The organism is Microbacterium sp. CFBP 8794 (assembly GCF_014841235.1).
Lineage (GTDB): Bacteria > Actinomycetota > Actinomycetes > Actinomycetales > Microbacteriaceae > Microbacterium.
The window spans coordinates 609,275-624,687 of the sequence record NZ_JACYTT010000004.1; the positions used below are offsets into that span (position 1 = coordinate 609,275).

Sequence of the window (15,413 nt, forward strand, 5' to 3'; positions counted from 1 at the left end):
CAGTCTGCATGATCGGTGGGGCTGGAGTGCACGGGAGGGAGTGTAAGGACGCGAGCGGATGGATCGGTCATGCAGATGAGCCGAACACCAGCCGCGACCGGCGCCGCGAACCCCACGGCCCCGCACAGCCCGGATGCCGCGATGTCGGAGGGCCGACGTAGGGTGTCGGCATGAGATCGACCGGGGTGCGCGCGCGGCAGTCACCGCGCGAATCGCCGGTCGTCGCGGATCGCCCGATCGAGTCGGAGTACCGTCCCGCGCGCCCCGTCGACATCGGTCGCGCGGTCTCGGCGCAGCGGCACGGTCGCAACGACCCCACGTTCTTCGCCACGGCGCCCCTGCGCGAGGGAGGCGTCGTGTGGCGGGCCAGCCGCACCCCCCTCGGTGTCGCGACCCTCGCTCTGCGACAGAGTGTCGGCGGTTCCGTGCGTGCCGCAGCCTGGGGACCGGGCGCAGAATGGGCCATCGACCAGCTGCCGGCGCTGTGCGGAAAGCTCGACGAAGCCGACGGGTTCGACGCCTCCCGGCATCCCCTGGTCGCCGAATGGCACCGACGGCACCTCGACCTGCGCATCGGCCGCACCGACCTGGTGTTCGACGCCCTGGTCAGCGCCATCATGGAGCAGAAGGTCACGAGCATGCAGGCCTTCTCGGCCTGGCGCAGCGTCGTCACCTGGTACGGCGAGCGCGCACCGGGTCCCCCTCCGCGGCCCCTGTTCGCTCCCCCCGACATCGAGGGATGGCGCCACGTTCCGTCGTGGGCCTGGCACCGGGCCGGCCTCGAGCCGCCGCAGTCGCGGACCATCGTCGAGACCGCGCGTCGAGGCCCGACGATCGTGCGCGCGGCGAGCGCCGCGGTCGACGGCGAGGCCCGCGACCGCGTCTTCATCAGCCTGCGCGGCGTCGGCATCTGGACCAGCGCCGAAACGCGCATCCGCGCGTTCGGAGATCCGGATGCCGTGAGCGTGGGCGACTACCACCTCGCCCACCAGGTGGGTTTCGCCCTGACCGGCCATCGCACCGACGACGACGGCATGCTCGAGTTGCTCGAACCGTTCGCCGGTCACCGTCAGCGTGTCATCCGGTTGATCTACGCCGGGTCGGGCCTCGAACCACGTCGCGGCCCGCGGCTGCACCCCGAGGACCACCGCGATCGCTGAGGGCGCACCCGCGGCGTCCGCCCGCGCGCGGCGCAGGGAGGTGGCGGTCGCCGTCGATCCCCCGGGTCAGTGTCCGCGCGGAGCCCGCCAGTAGCCGGTGAACGAGATCGCCCGTTTGTCGACGCCCGCCCGCACCCAGTGCCGACGCATCGCGCTGACCAGCGACTGCTCGCCCGCCACCCCCGCGTAGGCCGGGAGTCCATCACCCGGCGCCGCCTCGGTCGCCGCGTCGCGCGCGGCCACTCCCGGCGTCGCGTGCGGATCGGCGCGCACGACCCACCGCACGTCGACGCCGTCCGGGGCGGCGAGTGTTCGCACATCGCCGGCATCCGGAACCTCGACGACGGCCGTCCCCGTCGCGGCGGGATCGAGCGACGCCAGAATGCCGGCGAGCGCCGGCAGCGCGGTCTCGTCGCCGACGAGGGCGATCGGGCCGGCGAGATCGGCGGGCGGGGTGAACAGCACCCCCTCGTCGAGGATGGCGACGGCGTCTCCCGGGGCGCACGTCTCGGCCCACGTTGCTGCCGGACCCGCCGTCCCCTCGGCGGCGGATCCGTGCAGGACGAAGTCGACGTCGAGCTCCGCCGGCTGCTCCCCCGCCGGGCGGAAGTCGGCGACGGTGTAGTTGCGCAGAACCGGGCGTTCCGTTTTCGCGATCGCCAGGTACCGCAGGTACGCGAACGAGTCGAGGCGCTGCGGGAGGCGGGTCAGGGTGCCTTCGGCGACCGGGAGGAAGAGGCGGAACCACTGGTCGCGACCGAGGGGCACGAAGCGCGCGAGATCGTCGCCGCCCAGGGTGACGCGGGCGAACGACGGCGACAGCCGCTGCCGGCGCAGGACGTGCAGGGTGAGCAGCTCGCTCTTCTCGGGCTTCACGCGTGTGGTCATCGGGCTTCCTCGTTCTTTCGGGGACGGGTGGGCGACGACCGGCGCGGACGCGCGCGGCCGCCTAGGCTGGGCGCATGATGCAGACAGGGACCGGCTGGCCGCGCGGACGCACGTACTGGATCCTCGGCACCCTGCTGCTGCTGGGTCTCGGCATCCTGTTCGGACTCGTGTGGCAGAACGTGTGGCTCGGTGTCGTCATCGCCGCGGCGGTGTCGGTGGGGTGGCTCATCGCCTACGAATCCAGCCGAGGGCGCAACGTCGGCGTCAACGATCCCGACAACGGCATCCAGCTGTAAGACGCCCCCGCGCGGGGATTCCCGTCTCCGCGTGCCGGAGCGGCGGCGGTGCGTGCAGGTCATCGGTAGTAGACCGCCAGCGGATAGGGTCCGTCTCGGCGCACGTCGACGGGGGTGCCGAACACCTGCTCGAGCGTCGTCGGGGTCATGAGTTCGTCGGGGGTCCCGACGTGCACGACCTGCCCGTCGGCGAGCGCGACGATGCGATCGGCGTAGGCCGCGGCGAAGTTGATGTCGTGGACGACGATGACGATGGTCTTGCCCAGTTCGTCGACCGCGCGACGGAGCTGGCCCATCATCGCCACGGCGTGCTTCATGTCGAGGTTGTTGAGCGGCTCGTCGAGCAGGATGTAGTCGGTGTCCTGAGCGAGCACCATCGCGACGTAGGCGCGTTGCCGTTGCCCGCCCGAGAGCTGGTCGAGGTAGCGGCCCGACAGCTCGGTGAGATCGAGGAACGCGATGGCCTCGTCGATCTTCACGTGGTCCTCGGCGGTGAGGCGCCCCTGCGAGTGAGGGAAGCGCCCGAAACCCACGAGCTCGCGTACGGTGAGGCGGGTGACGAAGTGGTTCTCCTGACGCAGGATCGACACGATCTTCGCCAGGGCACGACCCGGCGTGGTGGTGACGTCGTTGCCCGCGATCGTGGCGCGGCCGCTCGTGGCGGTCGCCAGGCGCCCCACGATCGTCAGCAGGGTCGATTTGCCCGCGCCGTTCGGGCCGACGAGGGCCGTGATGCCGCCGGCGGGGATGTCGAGGGTCACGGGACCCAGGACGGTCAGGTCGCCGTAGGTCATGGTGACGTCGGTGAGGGAGATCACGAGACGTACCGCCCCGGTGAGCAGGAGAGCATCAGAGACTTCCCTTTCGCAGCAGGTAGACCAGGAAGAACACGCCACCGACGAACTCGATGATGATCGAGAGCATGCCCGCGGCGTAGAACACGTGGCGCAGCACGAAGTACCCGCCGAGCAGCGACGCCATGCCGAGGAGCACGGCGAAGGGCAGCACGACCCGGTGCTGCGAGCTGCCGGCGAGTTGGTACGCCAGGGTGGCGACGATGAAGCCGAAGAACGTCATGGGTCCCACCATCGTCGTCGAGACCGAGATGAGCACCGCGACCAGGACCAGCATCCCGATCACCTCGCGACGGTAGGCCAGGCCGAGGTTGAGCGAGGTGTCGCGTCCCAGCGCCAGCACATCGAGTCGGTGACGGGCGCGCCAGACGAGAGCGAGCACCACGGCGACGACCAGGGCTCCCCACGGGAGGTACTCGGCATCCGAGTTCGACAGGTTGCCGAACAGGCGGGCCGAGAGGATGTCGAAGTCGCTGGGGGTGAGCAGTCGTTGCATGACCGTCGAGAGCGAGCCGAAGCCGACCCCCAGCACGACGCCGACGAGCAGCATGATGTGCAGGTTGCCGCGGCGCCCCGCGAACAACCAGCCGTACAGGAGCGTCGCGAAGCCCACCATGAGCACGCTCTGCACGACGACCTTGAGCAGCCCGTCGGTCGCCGACAGGGCGGCGCTGCCGAAGAAGAACACCAACGCGGTCTGCATCACGACGTACAGAGCGTCGAAACCCATGATCGACGGCGTCAGGATGCGGTTGGCGGTGGCGGTGTGGAACAGCACGGTCGCCACCGCCTGGCAACAGGCGACGAGGGCGATCGTGGCGACGCTCACCACGCGCAGGTTCACCGCGATCCAGAACCCCCGCGAGCCGGGCTCGCCCGGCACGTTCCACGTGAGCACGCCGACGGCGGCCACGATCACGATGAGGGCCAGGATGCCGAAACGCAGGCCGATCCGCCGACGGCGGGCGGCGCGGGCGGGCGCGGGGCGGGGCGGGATCTCAGCCACGGGCACGCATCCTCAGCAGCAGGGTGATGAACACCGCGGAGCCGACCACGCCGAGGATCATCGAGACGGGCACCTCGAACGGCATCCGTACGACGCGGCCGACGATGTCGCAGACGACGACGACCGCGACTCCCCCGAGGCACACCCAGGGGAGGTTCGCGCGCGCGTTGTCGCCGCGCCACATCGACACGAGGTTGGGAACGACGAGCCCGAGGAAGGGGAGGAAGCCCACGACCACGGTCGTCACTCCCGTGGCGACGGCGACGAGGGCGGTGCCGACGAGCAGGACGCGCGTGTGGTCGAGCCCCACCGAGGTCGCGAGGTCGCGGCCGAGACCGGCGACGGTGATGCGATCGGCGTAGAGGAACACGAGCACGACGATGAGCGCGACGATCCACAGCACTTCGTAGCGTCCGCGGACGATCGAGGTGAAGCTGCCCATGAACCACGTGCCGAGCATCTGCAGCGAGTTCGTCGAGACGGCGAGGTAGGTGGTGAACGCCGAGACGACGGCGCCGAGCATGATCCCGATGAGCGGCACCACGAGCGAGGAGCGCAGCGAGATGCGCTGCAGGATGCCGATGAAGACCATCGTCCCGACGAAGGCGGCGAGGGATGCCACCACCATGCGCACCGGAAGGGGCGCGGCCGGGGCGACGAGCACCGTGACCAGCAGCCCCAGCGCGGCCCACTCGGAGGTGCCCGTGGTCGACGGTTCGACGAAGCGGTTCTGCGTGAGCAGCTGCATGATGAGGCCGGACACGGCCATCGCGCAGCCGGCGAGCACGAGCGCGAGGGTGCGGGGCACGCGCGAGATGAGGAACATTTCGGCGCCGAAGCCGTCGCCGGCGATGTCGTAGACGCCGACGAACAGCGAGAGCACGACGAGGGCGGCGACGCCCGCGAAAGCGGCGGGCAACGCGAGCCGCGCACGAGGGCGGAGGGCGGTGGCGGTCATGGCATCCCTCCCTCCCCACTCGCGCGAGGGGTCGGATTCTCGACCCGTCGCGCGAGCGGGGGTGGGGTCGGACTTCAGGAGGCGAAGGCCTCGGCGGCCGAGCGGTAGAGCTTCGTGTACGCCTGGATACCCTCGTCGAGGTAGAAGCTGCCGTCGAGGTAGACGACCTGGTCCTTCTGGACGGCGGGGACGTTCTTCAGCGCTTCGGCGTTGTCGATGAGGTCCTTCGCCGAGACGTAGCCGTCTTCGCCGAACATCGCGTCGCGGTCGAGCACGAAGAGCCACTCCGGGTTCGCCGCGGCGATGGCCTCGACGCTGATGTCGTCGCCGTGCGACGCATCCTCGGCGGAGCGCTCGAGCGCGGGGGTCAGTCCGAGCGTCGGGAACAGCGTGCCGACGCCCCGACCCTCGCCGGGCGCGGCGTAGGCGATCTTGCCGCCCGAGGTGATGAGGCCCATGACGCTCTGCGACGGGTCGTAGGCCGCACGGGCGTCGGCGATCGCGGCATCCAGATCGGCGGAGAGCTGGGTGGCCTCGTCGTTCTTGTCGAACACCTGGCCGAGGATGGCCGTCTGACGCTTCAGCTCGGTCATGTGATCCTGACCGTCGCGCGGGCTCGTCTCGATCGTCGCGGGCTGGATGTCCTTCAGCTGCGCGTAGATCTCACGGAAGCGGTAGCCCCCGACGATGAGGTCGGGCTCGGCCGACAGGACGGCTTCGATGTCGGGCTCGCGGTGCAGACCCACATCGAGCACCTCGTCGCCGCCCGACAGCGAGGGCCACAGGTCGTACATGAGCGGCTTGGGCGCAGCGACGAGCGTGACACCCCAGTCACTGAGAGTCTGGAACGTCGTGTTGTCGAGCGCGACCACGCGCTCGGGCGCGACGGGCACCTCGATCGAGCCGTGGTTGTCTTCGACCGTGACGGTGGTCGCGGCGGCGGTCTCGTCGACGGGCGCGGCGGCACCCGCGGCGCAGCCGGTGAGCGCGAGGGTGGCCACCAGGGAGGCGGCGGCGAGGGGACGGAACAGGCGGGTACTCATGCGAATCTCTCCAGTGCTGTGTCGGTTCGAGCCGCGACGGGAATGCCGAGACGGGTCGAGAAGTTAGGTTAGCCTTAGCTTTGTGAAGATGTCGAACCCGACCCTCGGAGCCCGTCTGGAGCCCCGCCGTCACGAGCTGGTTTTCCGCAGGGCGACTCTCGCGCGCCGCACCTTCCTGACCCCGGCGTACGTGCGCCTGCGCCTGGAAGGCGCCGAGCTGCGCGGATTCGACTCCCCGGGGGCCGACGATCACATCCGCGTGTTCTTCCCGGCCACGCCCACCGACGACCTGCGCGACTCCCCCAACCGCGAGTACACGCCGGTGAGCTGGGATGCCGCGGCGGGCTGGCTCGACATCGACATCGCCCTGCACGCGAACGGCGTCGGCAGCCGGTGGGCCGAGCACGCTCCCCTCGGCGCCCCGGCGGGCGTCGGCGGACCCCGCGGATCCCTGGTGCTGGTCGGGCGACCCGATGCGTGGTTGCTCGCCGGCGACGAGACGGCCGTTCCGGCGATCCGTCGCTTCGCGGCGGCGATGGACGACGACGCCGTGGGCCGTATCGCGATCGAGGTGCCCGACGCCGCGCACGACCTCCCGGTCGCCGCTCCCCGGGGAGTGGAGGTCGTGCAGGTGCACCGCGGCGATCGCGCACCCGGCGCGGAGCTCGCCGACTGGCTCGACGCGCTCGACATCGAGGAGCAGCCCGATGGCTGCGTCTTCGGCTTCGTCGCGGCGGAGCAGGCGATCGTCCGCGCGGGGCGCGCCCTGCTGCTCGACCGGTGGTCGGGCGACCCCGCCGCGACCGTCGTGAAGGGCTACTGGAAGCGCGGCACCGCTGAGTACCACGCTCCGCACTGACGCGGGAGTCGGCCGACCACGCGGCCGGTCATCGGCTCAGTCGCGCTCCACCCCGGCGGCGAACGCCAGCACGCGGGCCCGAAGGAACGGGGTGGCGTAGACCGTCGAGGCGCCCGGCGTGGGCGACGCGACGGCCGTGGCGGTCGCGTCCGCGAGCGCTCCACGCACGAGAGGCACCGCGGCGCCGGCGTCGGCGAGCGCCTCGACCGCGCGCACGGCGTACTCGTCGCCCACCGCGATCCGCTGCTGCACGGCGACGGCCGGGTCGACCCCGTCGGGGACGCGGACGCGGGATTGCGCCAGCAGCGGTGGGGTACTGCGTGCGAACGACAGCGTCGCGATCGCCACGGCGAGCCAGCTGCCGTCGTCGCCGGCGAGCGCCGCGAGGTCGTCGCGCGACGCCGCGAGCGCTCGGGAACGGAGGGCGGCCAGATCATCGGCGGCGACGGGACCGTCTCCGGCTCGCGCATCGTAGGCGTCGGAGGCCGCGATCGCCGCGCGACGCAGGAGCGACGCGAGACCGTCGAGGTCGGCGTCGCGGTCGAGCGCTCCCGCGCCGTCATCGGCGACGTCGCGACGGTCGATGCTCGCCTGCGCCGTCGCCAGCGACGACGATGCCAGCGCCGAGGCGGTGCGTCCCCCCTCGAGGTCGCCGTCGTCGGCGTCGTCCGACGCAGGCTGCTCCGCCAGGGCACTGCCGGTGTACCCGGCCAGCGCGTACGCCTCGGCCGCGGCGCCGATGCCCTCGAGGGCGAGGTCGGCCGCGTCGAGGGTGTCGGGCGGGTTCTGGGCCCACGTCGCGAGGAGCTCGGCGGCCGCCGCGCGCGTCGCCGTGGCGGATGCCATCGCGTCTTCGACCGAGACCGCGGAGGCCGCCGCGACCGCGGCGAGGTCGGCCGCCGCCACCGCAGCCGACAGCGCGCCGGCCTCGTCGCCCGCCTCGCGCAGAGCCTGCGCGCGGGCGAGGGCCGCTCGCGCGGGTACCGCCCGGGCGTCGTCGACCGTTGCAGCGAGGGCGGTGTCGGCCCGCGCTCGCGCGTCGTCGACGGCGGCGGCGATGGCCTCTGACCCGGGTGTGTCGGCGAGTGACTCGGAGCCCTCCGTCGCGCTGGGCAGCGGCGTCGGCGAGGCAGCCGGGGTGGGGAACGCCGCCTCGGGAAGGTCTTCGCCGGTCATGACCGCGTAGGCGCTCGCGACGTCGGCGACCTCGGCGATCGTCATTCCTCCCGTCGCCGCGAGCTGGTCGAGGTCGACGGCCGCCCCGTCGGCGTCGACCGCGATGCGCTGCCCCGCGGGCACGAGGATCGTGTCGATTCCGCCGGCCTCGATCGCCGCCGACACCTGCTCCGGCAGTCCGGCGACGGGGCTCACCGTTCCGAAGGGGGTGACCCCACCGGCGAGCGCGACCCCGGGCTGCACCTCGGTGCCGTAGTACAGCGCCAGCACCCCGACCGCGGTGACGGCGCCGGCCCCGGGAGTGTCGATGCGCGCGTCGAGGCCGAAGGTGTAGGCGGTGTCAGGACGGGCGCCGGTGAGCAGCGTCGCCGCGGCGACGGCGGTCCAGGTCGCGGACTGGGTGACGGGGGCGACCCCCGAGACGTCGTTCTCGGTGATGTCGATGCTCAGATCGCCGCCGTCGGCCGAGGCCGCGGTGATGCGCTGGGAGGTGACGCCGCCCTTCGCGCCGTGGGCGTACAGCACCGGGACCGTCAGCTCGTCCCCATCGAACGAGCCGTCGGATCCCGTACCGAAACCGAGCGAGAACCGCAGGTCGCACCCCGCGAGCACGACCACGCAGACGAGGGCGAGTGCGGTCGTGACGAGCGGACGGAACCTCACGCGTCGCCGCCGAGCCCGACGTACAGGGCGCAGGTGGCGTTGTAGTAGTCGCGCGTCTCGCCCGCCGGGCGCAGGCCGATGCGTTCGGCGACCGCACCCGACGCGGTGTTCGCCGGGTTCGTCACTGCGACGAGACCGCGGATGCCCTGGCGCTCGGCGAGCGCGAGCACGGCCGAGGCCGCTTCGGTGGCGTAGCCGGCCCCCCACGCGTCGGGGTGGAAGTGCCAACCGATCTCGATGTCTTCGGGCCGACCGTCGCCCGCCCCGGACGACCACGGGATGCGCTTCAGCAGCACCGAGCCGAGGCGTCGACCGTCGGTCGTCTCGACGGCACGCACCCCCAGGATGCCGTCGGCCAGACCGACCCAACGATCGAGCAGGGCGTCGACCTCGGCAGTGTCGGTCATCACGTCTCCGGTGCCGAGGTACCGCCGCACCTCGGGCCGGCGGTACATGTCGAACAGGAACGCGCGGTCCTCGTCGGAGCGGGTCCAGTCGCGCAGCACCAGGCGATCGGTGGCGAGGCGGGTGCGCCGCATGGGCAGGTGCGGAATACCGTCTTCGGCGAACGGCGGCCCCGACACGACGAAGCCGAAGCGGGCGTACCAGGGGGCGAGGTGCGCCTGCGCGTCGAGCAGGATCGGGATGCCGGGAGCCTCGGCGTCGAGCACGTCGACGGCAGCGCGCATGAGGTCGGCCGCGATACCGCGTCCGCGCGCGGCGTTCGCGGTGGCGACGCGACCGATGCGCGTGTTTGCGTGCTCACGGAGCAGGCGGAGGGTCGCCAGGACGTCGTCGCCCTCGGTCGCCCAGAGCAGCTCCGCCCCCTCTTCGATGTCTCGGCCGTCGATCTCGGGGTACGCGGCCTCTTGCTCGACGACGAACACCGCCACGCGCAGCCAGAGGATGCGGTAGAGGGTGCGGGGGTCGATCTCGGCGACGGGCGCCCGGTGCAGGATGACGGCCATCATCCGACCGTATCGCGGGCGCCCGACATCGTCGCGCCGGACCCCCGGGGCGGGCGCACCGCGGCGTCGTCCCGGGGCGACTCGAAGGACCTGGACCGATGTCGGAGGCGGACGCTAACCTCCGGTCATGTCCTTCCAGTCGTACCTCGACAACATCGAGACCAAGACGGGCCTCACCCCGCGACAGTTCGTCGCCCTCGCCGAGCAATGAGGCTTCGGCGCCGGCACGAAGGCGACGCCCATCCTGCAGTGGCTCAAAGACGATTACGACCTCGGTCGCGGTCACGGGATGGCGCTCGTGCACGTCATCACGAAGGGGCCGAGAATCTCCGACGCCCACGTCGGTCGGGCCGGTGCCCACGGCGATGCGAGCGACACGCTCTGGCTCGACGGAGCAGCGACGAATCCGAACGGCTGACGCGCGGGCGCGACGACCCGGCCGCCGCACGCGCGGTACGGGTCAGCCGGTGCCGAACCGTCGCGAGGCGGCGATCTGCTCCGCCACCCGCCGAAGGGCCAGCACGAGCGGTTCGACCAGCGCCGTTCCCAGCACGACGTAGCGCACCGCATCCTCGATGGAGGTGTCGGGCGTCGCGGCGAGCTCGGCCTCACCGATCGCCGACAGGTGTTCGACGTACGCCGACATCACCGCTTCCGGCACCGTGAACCCGGCGCGATCCAGAGCGGCCAAGGCGTGGGCCACGGCCGCGATCTGGTCGGGGAAGCATTTCTCGGGGCTTCCCCCCATGCGCACGAGCAGCGCGGTGGCCTCGGTGAGGTCGACATCCGCGGTGATCTCGGGGGTCACCGCGGCGTTGGCGGCGCCGAGCAGGTCGTAGGGGTTCTGCGGCGGATCCTCGAGCACCGTGACGACGCGGCGCACGCCCGCGATCCCGACCCCCGCGTCGACGAGGGCACGGATCACCCCGAGGCGCTGCAGGTGGGCCTCGCCGTACGAGGCCTGCGTGGGCGAGGTGCGCTCCCCCTCGGGCAGGAGCTTCTCGCGGAGGTAGTACTTGATCGTCGGGACGGAGACTCCACTCGTCGTCGCCAATTGCGAGATGCGCATCACTTCCCCCTTGACTCGATAGCAAGACTATCCAACACTAGATAGCACCACTATCCAGTAAGGACGAGCCATGGCATCCCTTCTCCGCGGTCGCATGACCCACCACCACGAGGGCGAACTCGTCGTCTTCCACATCGGCATGACGATCAACCGCTGGTACCGCCCCGACAAATGGATGCCGATCCTCGGCGAGATGGGCCCGATGCTGCGCGAGCTGAGCACCGACCCCGAATCGGGACTGAAGGGCTTCACCGTCCTGCTGGGTGCGCGGGGCCCGTACCTCGTGCAGTACTGGTCGTCGCTCGAGAAGCTCTACTCGTACGCGTCGGCGCCGGGGCAGGCCCACCGCCCCGCGTGGTCGCGGTTCAACAAGCGGGCACGCACGGCCGAGGGCGCCGTGGGCATCTGGCACGAGACGTACGTGGTCGAACGCGCGGAGTCGATCTACGTCGACACCCCCGCGATGGGGTTGCCCCGGGCGACCTCGATCGTCCCCGTCGGCGCGCGACACGACGGCGCCCGCGCGCGCGTCGCCGACGGCGCCACCCCGCGTACGGCGGGGACCGAATGACACGGGCCCGGCACTCGCATACTGGAGCCATGAGCCGCATCCTCGTCACCGCACCCGATCTGCAGGCCGCCCTCTCGGCCGGCGCGTTCCCCGACGGCGGTCCCGTGCGCGTCCTCGACGTGCGGTGGCGCCTCGATCGTCCGGACGGACGGCCGGATTACCGCGCCGGCCACATCCCGGGGGCGCAGTACGTCGACCTCGACCACGATCTCGCCGCGCACGGAGCGGCGACCGAGGGCCGGCATCCGCTCCCTCCGGTCGAGGCGTTGCAGAACGCCGCCCGACGGTGGGGCATCGACGCCGGCGACACGATCGTCGTCTACGACGACCTGAAGAACATGTCCAGTGCCCGCGCGTGGTGGCTGCTGCGGTTCGCGGGCGTCGCCGACGTGCGCCTGCTCGACGGGGCGTGGCGGGCCTGGACCGAGGCCGGATTCGACCGTGAGACCGGGGATGCCGTCATCCCGACGCCGGGCGACATCGACCTCGCCTACGGCGCGCTGCCGTCGCTCGAGCTGGGTGAGGTGGGCGCGTTCGCCGACGACGCCCTGCTGCTCGACGCGCGCGCCGCGGAGCGTTATCGCGGCGAGGTGGAGCCGATCGACCCGCGGGCGGGACACATTCCCGGGGCGATCAGTGCGCCGACGACCGAGAACGTCGACGCCGACGGGCGTTTCCACACTCCCGACGCGTTGCGGTCGCGGTTCCGCATGCTCGGCGCCGAGGACGGCATGTCGGTGGGCGTGTACTGCGGCTCCGGCGTGACGGCGGCCCACCAGGCGGTGGCGCTGACCCTGGCCGGGTTCGAGCCGCGCGTGTTCCCGGGGTCGTGGAGCCAGTGGTCGAACCACCCGGAGCTGCCGGTGCAGACGGGACCCGCACCGCGCTGAGACCGGCGCCGCCGACGGGCTAGGCCCAGAGGTCACTCACCGGGATGTCGCGACCGAGCACGTTCTGCGCGGCGCGGTGGCCCGACAGCATCGCGCCGGGGACGGTGGCCGGATCGTCGCCCCAGGTCGCCTCCCCCGCGAGGTGCAGCACCCCGCCGGCGGGCTCGGCGAGATCGTCGTGGTCGGCACCGACCGATCCCGGCAGCATGTACGCGTAGGAACCGCGCGAGAACGGGTCGTCCTGCCAGCGCGTCACGATGGCGCTGGTCGGTTCCGTGACGACATCGCCGTACAGGCGGCGCAGCTGCGCCACGGTCGAGGCGACGATCTCGGCATCGGTCCACTCCCGTGTCGCGACGGCCGCCGGGCCCGCCGCGAAGGTGAGCAGCGCGTGCTCGTCGTGGAGTCGTCCGATGTCGTACCAGGAGTGCCACCACTCCCCCTCGTCGCCGAGCTGACGGATGCCGTAGACCCCGGCATCCCAGAATCGTTCGTCGAAGCGCAGCACGACCTTCTCGAAGGCGTTCATACGCACGAGGCCCAGGGCACGGCGATGACGAGCGGGAAGCTCGGGCTCGAACACGACGTCGCCGGCGTGCAGGACGCCGACCGGAACGGTGACGACGGCCCGGGCGGCGGTGAAGGTGCCGTGGTCGGTGTCGACCCGCACGCCCTCGGGCGACCAGTGCACCCTCGAGACGAGGTGTCCGAGGCGCACGTCGAGGCCGTCGGCGAAGTTCCGGGCGAGTTCGTCGTACCCGTGCGGGAATACGACCTCGTCACCGTTGACCGTGTCGTCGTCGAGGCCGTGGGCGCCGAGGGCAGCCATGCCGATGCCGTACTGCTCCTGGGCGCGGCGGTCGTTGTACTCGCGCACGCGTTCCGTGCGTTCGGCATCCCAGTCCTGTGCGGCGAGCGCCTTCTCGACGACGTCGGCGTAGGTGGCATCCGGATCGGCGTCGGCGATGATCTCGACGAGGGCGGCGTTCAGCGTGCGGATGTCGTCGGCGTACCGCCGCACCGCGTCGTCGTCGAGTCGCTCACCGTCGGCGTCGAAGTAGGCCAACGGGCGGCTGTCGGGCTGGTATCCCCCGACGGTGAACTCCCTCATCGGCATGCCGAACGCGCGGGCGGCCTCGGCGACCGGGCTGTCGTCGATGCCGTGGATCCATGAGGCCCCGCGGTCGGTGACGTGCCCGTGCGAGCGATCCGAGAAGACGCGCCCGCCGATCCGATCGCGCGCCTCGAGGACGACGACCCGGTGCCCGGCGCGGGCCAGCAGACGCGCCGCGGCGAGGCCCGAGACCCCCGCGCCGACGACGATCGTGTCGACAGTGTCCATGCGTCCTCCCCCGTTCCAGGCCGATCGCTCGACCCGACTTCCCGCGACCGTACTGCGGGCGACGAGCCGGTGGCATCCGCCTCGCCGGAGCGTACCTGGCATGCCGGTGGACACCGTGTACAGGAGTGCGCGTCCGCGCGAAGCACGACGACCCCTCCATCGAGCAGAGGGCGCCCGCACGCCGTCACGGGCCGCCGAGCGGGGTCAGGACGCGGGCGCCTCTTCGTCGAGCGCCGCGGGCCTGACGCCCCGACGACCATAACGCCACCAGAAGAACAGGTAGCAGAGCCCCACGAACGGGATGCCGAAGTACAGCGCCGCGACCTGCTGCGGGTCGAAGGCGATCGCCACGATCGACGCGGTGAGCAGCACGAAGGCGAGGATCGGCACCAGCGGATACAGCGGTGTGCGATAGGCCAGGCTCGACAGGTCGCCGCCCGCGCGCAGGAACGCCCGACGATGGAAGAACTGCGCGGCCACGATCGACATCCACACCGCGACCGCCGCGAAACCGGCGATCGAGACGAGCACGAGGTACACCGTCTCGGCGGCGATCACGCTGGAGACCAGCGAGACCAGGCCGATGGCCAGGCTCACGATCAGCGCGACCAACGGGATGCCGCGGCGGGTCAGGCGCGTGAACGAGCGGGGCGCGTAGCCCTCTTCGGCGAGCGAGAACAGCATGCGCGCACATGAATACAGACCGCTGTTACCCACCGAGAGCAGCGCGGTGATGACGACGAAGTTCATGATGTCGGCCGCGTAGGGCACACCGACGTACTCGAAGACGTCGACGAACGGGCTCGAACTGAGCCCGGCCTTCTCGTAGGACAGCAGGGCCGCGATGACGGTGATCGAGCAGACGAACAGTACGAGCAGGCGCAACACGGTCGAGCGGAGTGCCCGGGGGATGTTGCGACCCGGGTCCTTGGTCTCGCCCGCGGCGACGCCGACGAGCTCGGCACCGCTGAAGGCGTAGAACACCGCGAGAGAGGTGATGAGCACGCCGCCGAGACCCGCGGGGAGCAGCCCCTCGGGGGTCACGAAGTTGCTGAACAGCACGGCCTCGTGAGGGGTGGTCGACAGGGGCGTGAAGCCGAAGATCGCCATCGTGCCGAGCACGATCAGCGCCAGGATCGCGACCACCTTGATGAGTGCGAACCAGAACTCGGTCTCACCGAACACGCGCGCCGAGATCGCGTTGAGCGTGAACAGGATGCCGGCGAACACCAGGCACCACACCCACACGTCGACCGTGGGGAACCAACGCTGCATGAGGATCCCGGATGCCGTGAACTCCGACCCGAGGGCGACCACCCAGCACAGCCAGTACAGCCACGCCGTCACGAAGCCCGTCGCCGGCCCCATGGTGCGTGCCGCGTAGATGTGGATGGACCCCGAGACGGGATAGACGACGGCGAGCTCGCCCAGGCACACCATGACCAGCCAGACGACGAAGGCGCCCAGCAGGTACGCGAGCACGGCTCCCAGCGGACCGGCCTGGTGGATCGTGTAGCCCGAGCTGAGGAAGAGTCCCGACCCGATCACGCCGCCGAGGGCGATCATCACGAGGTGGCGCGCATCCATCGCCCGCCGCAGGTGGCGTTCGGGCGTGCCCGCACCGGAGCGCTCGAGGGGCTGACCCGTGGGTCGGTTCATGGGGGTTCTCG

General features: G+C 71.4%; 15 protein-coding genes and 1 pseudogene. 6 read left to right on the forward strand and 10 right to left on the reverse strand.

Going from position 1 to position 15,413, the window contains the following annotated elements; translation table 11 throughout:
* Positions 1-170: 170 nt before the first annotated feature.
* Positions 171-1,160, forward strand: coding sequence for a DNA-3-methyladenine glycosylase family protein (locus tag IFU19_RS13840; RefSeq protein WP_199858755.1), 990 nt, complete (start codon positions 171-173; stop codon positions 1,158-1,160).
* A 66-nt stretch (positions 1,161-1,226) separates the two neighbouring features.
* Here the strand turns inward: IFU19_RS13840 and IFU19_RS13845 are convergent, their stop codons facing one another.
* Positions 1,227-2,048: a siderophore-interacting protein gene (locus IFU19_RS13845; protein WP_192014434.1), complete on the reverse strand. Its 822-nt coding sequence runs from the start codon at positions 2,046-2,048 to the stop codon at positions 1,227-1,229.
* 74 nt (positions 2,049-2,122) lie between these two features.
* On the opposite strand from IFU19_RS13845, the gene IFU19_RS13850 reads away from it, so the two are divergent.
* Positions 2,123-2,344, forward strand: a complete 222-nt coding sequence (locus IFU19_RS13850) for a hypothetical protein (RefSeq protein WP_055839190.1) — start codon at positions 2,123-2,125, stop codon at positions 2,342-2,344.
* A gap of 59 nt (positions 2,345-2,403) precedes the next feature.
* On the opposite strand, the gene IFU19_RS13855 is transcribed toward IFU19_RS13850, so the two are convergent.
* The 4 genes from IFU19_RS13855 to IFU19_RS13870 all read right to left on the reverse strand — a co-directional run bounded on the left by IFU19_RS13855 (position 2,404) and on the right by IFU19_RS13870 (position 6,205).
* Entirely contained in the window at positions 2,404-3,162 is a 759-nt protein-coding gene (locus tag IFU19_RS13855; protein ID WP_055839192.1) for an iron ABC transporter ATP-binding protein, read from the reverse strand.
* A 31-nt stretch (positions 3,163-3,193) separates the two neighbouring features.
* On the reverse strand, positions 3,194-4,204 hold the full coding sequence (locus tag IFU19_RS13860; protein WP_342343425.1) for an iron chelate uptake ABC transporter family permease subunit: 1,011 nt from the start codon (positions 4,202-4,204) through the stop codon (positions 3,194-3,196).
* A complete protein-coding gene (locus IFU19_RS13865; protein ID WP_055938994.1) occupies positions 4,197-5,162 on the reverse strand; it encodes an ABC transporter permease in 966 nt (321 codons plus the stop codon). Before IFU19_RS13865 ends, IFU19_RS13860 begins: the two co-directional genes overlap by 8 nt.
* A 74-nt stretch (positions 5,163-5,236) precedes the next feature.
* Positions 5,237-6,205 carry a siderophore ABC transporter substrate-binding protein gene (locus tag IFU19_RS13870; RefSeq protein WP_192014438.1) on the reverse strand — a complete coding sequence of 323 codons (969 nt, stop codon included), beginning with the start codon at positions 6,203-6,205 and terminating at the stop codon, positions 5,237-5,239.
* Between the two features lie 88 nt (positions 6,206-6,293).
* Here IFU19_RS13870 and IFU19_RS13875 point away from each other — a divergent pair, with 88 nt between their 5' ends.
* Positions 6,294-7,064, forward strand: coding sequence for a siderophore-interacting protein (locus IFU19_RS13875; RefSeq protein ID WP_192014440.1), 771 nt, complete (start codon positions 6,294-6,296; stop codon positions 7,062-7,064).
* A 36-nt stretch (positions 7,065-7,100) separates the two neighbouring features.
* Here the strand turns inward: IFU19_RS13875 and IFU19_RS13880 are convergent, their stop codons facing one another.
* Both IFU19_RS13880 and IFU19_RS17080 read right to left on the reverse strand, forming a co-directional pair.
* Complete coding sequence (locus tag IFU19_RS13880) at positions 7,101-8,903, reverse strand: S16 family serine protease (protein WP_192014442.1); 1,803 nt, start codon at positions 8,901-8,903, stop codon at positions 7,101-7,103.
* Positions 8,900-9,871 carry a GNAT family N-acetyltransferase gene (locus IFU19_RS17080; protein ID WP_192014444.1) on the reverse strand — a complete coding sequence of 324 codons (972 nt, stop codon included), beginning with the start codon at positions 9,869-9,871 and terminating at the stop codon, positions 8,900-8,902. Before IFU19_RS17080 ends, IFU19_RS13880 begins: the two co-directional genes overlap by 4 nt.
* A gap of 127 nt (positions 9,872-9,998) precedes the next feature.
* On the opposite strand from IFU19_RS17080, the pseudogene IFU19_RS13890 reads away from it, so the two are divergent.
* Positions 9,999-10,289: pseudogene (locus IFU19_RS13890) on the forward strand (DUF4287 domain-containing protein).
* 42 nt (positions 10,290-10,331) lie between these two features.
* Here IFU19_RS13890 and IFU19_RS13895 read toward each other — a convergent pair.
* On the reverse strand, positions 10,332-10,940 hold the full coding sequence (locus IFU19_RS13895; RefSeq protein WP_192014446.1) for a MerR family transcriptional regulator: 609 nt from the start codon (positions 10,938-10,940) through the stop codon (positions 10,332-10,334).
* A gap of 70 nt (positions 10,941-11,010) precedes the next feature.
* Here IFU19_RS13895 and IFU19_RS13900 point away from each other — a divergent pair, with 70 nt between their 5' ends.
* Together IFU19_RS13900 and IFU19_RS13905 are read left to right on the forward strand one after the other, a co-directional pair.
* Positions 11,011-11,511: a DUF4188 domain-containing protein gene (locus IFU19_RS13900; RefSeq protein WP_191926835.1), complete on the forward strand. Its 501-nt coding sequence runs from the start codon at positions 11,011-11,013 to the stop codon at positions 11,509-11,511.
* 29 nt (positions 11,512-11,540) lie between these two features.
* The gene (locus IFU19_RS13905; RefSeq protein ID WP_192014448.1) at positions 11,541-12,401 is read left to right on the forward strand and encodes a sulfurtransferase; all 861 of its coding nucleotides are present in this window, start codon (positions 11,541-11,543) and stop codon (positions 12,399-12,401) included.
* A 19-nt stretch (positions 12,402-12,420) separates the two neighbouring features.
* Here the strand turns inward: IFU19_RS13905 and IFU19_RS13910 are convergent, their stop codons facing one another.
* Positions 12,421-13,743, reverse strand: a complete 1,323-nt coding sequence (locus IFU19_RS13910; protein WP_192014450.1) for a flavin monoamine oxidase family protein — start codon at positions 13,741-13,743, stop codon at positions 12,421-12,423.
* Between the two features lie 204 nt (positions 13,744-13,947).
* Entirely contained in the window at positions 13,948-15,402 is a 1,455-nt protein-coding gene (locus IFU19_RS13915) for an amino acid permease (protein WP_192014452.1), read from the reverse strand.
* Between the last annotated feature and the right edge of the window lie 11 nt (positions 15,403-15,413).

What these genes read in the sequence shown, in the direction of transcription:
- IFU19_RS13840 (WP_199858755.1), top strand. Translation starts at nt 171, where the DNA reads ATGAGATCGACCGGGGTGCGCGCGCGGCAGTCACCGCGCGAATCGCCG.
- IFU19_RS13845 (WP_192014434.1), bottom strand. Translation starts at nt 2,048, where the DNA reads ATGACCACACGCGTGAAGCCCGAGAAGAGCGAGCTGCTCACCCTGCAC.
- IFU19_RS13850 (WP_055839190.1), top strand. Translation starts at nt 2,123, where the DNA reads ATGATGCAGACAGGGACCGGCTGGCCGCGCGGACGCACGTACTGGATC.
- IFU19_RS13865 (WP_055938994.1), bottom strand. Translation starts at nt 5,162, where the DNA reads ATGACCGCCACCGCCCTCCGCCCTCGTGCGCGGCTCGCGTTGCCCGCC.
- IFU19_RS13870 (WP_192014438.1), bottom strand. Translation starts at nt 6,205, where the DNA reads ATGAGTACCCGCCTGTTCCGTCCCCTCGCCGCCGCCTCCCTGGTGGCC.
- IFU19_RS13875 (WP_192014440.1), top strand. Translation starts at nt 6,294, where the DNA reads ATGTCGAACCCGACCCTCGGAGCCCGTCTGGAGCCCCGCCGTCACGAG.
- IFU19_RS17080 (WP_192014444.1), bottom strand. Translation starts at nt 9,871, where the DNA reads ATGGCCGTCATCCTGCACCGGGCGCCCGTCGCCGAGATCGACCCCCGC.
- IFU19_RS13895 (WP_192014446.1), bottom strand. Translation starts at nt 10,940, where the DNA reads ATGCGCATCTCGCAATTGGCGACGACGAGTGGAGTCTCCGTCCCGACG.
- IFU19_RS13900 (WP_191926835.1), top strand. Translation starts at nt 11,011, where the DNA reads ATGGCATCCCTTCTCCGCGGTCGCATGACCCACCACCACGAGGGCGAA.
- IFU19_RS13905 (WP_192014448.1), top strand. Translation starts at nt 11,541, where the DNA reads ATGAGCCGCATCCTCGTCACCGCACCCGATCTGCAGGCCGCCCTCTCG.
- IFU19_RS13910 (WP_192014450.1), bottom strand. Translation starts at nt 13,743, where the DNA reads ATGGACACTGTCGACACGATCGTCGTCGGCGCGGGGGTCTCGGGCCTC.
- IFU19_RS13915 (WP_192014452.1), bottom strand. Translation starts at nt 15,402, where the DNA reads ATGAACCGACCCACGGGTCAGCCCCTCGAGCGCTCCGGTGCGGGCACG.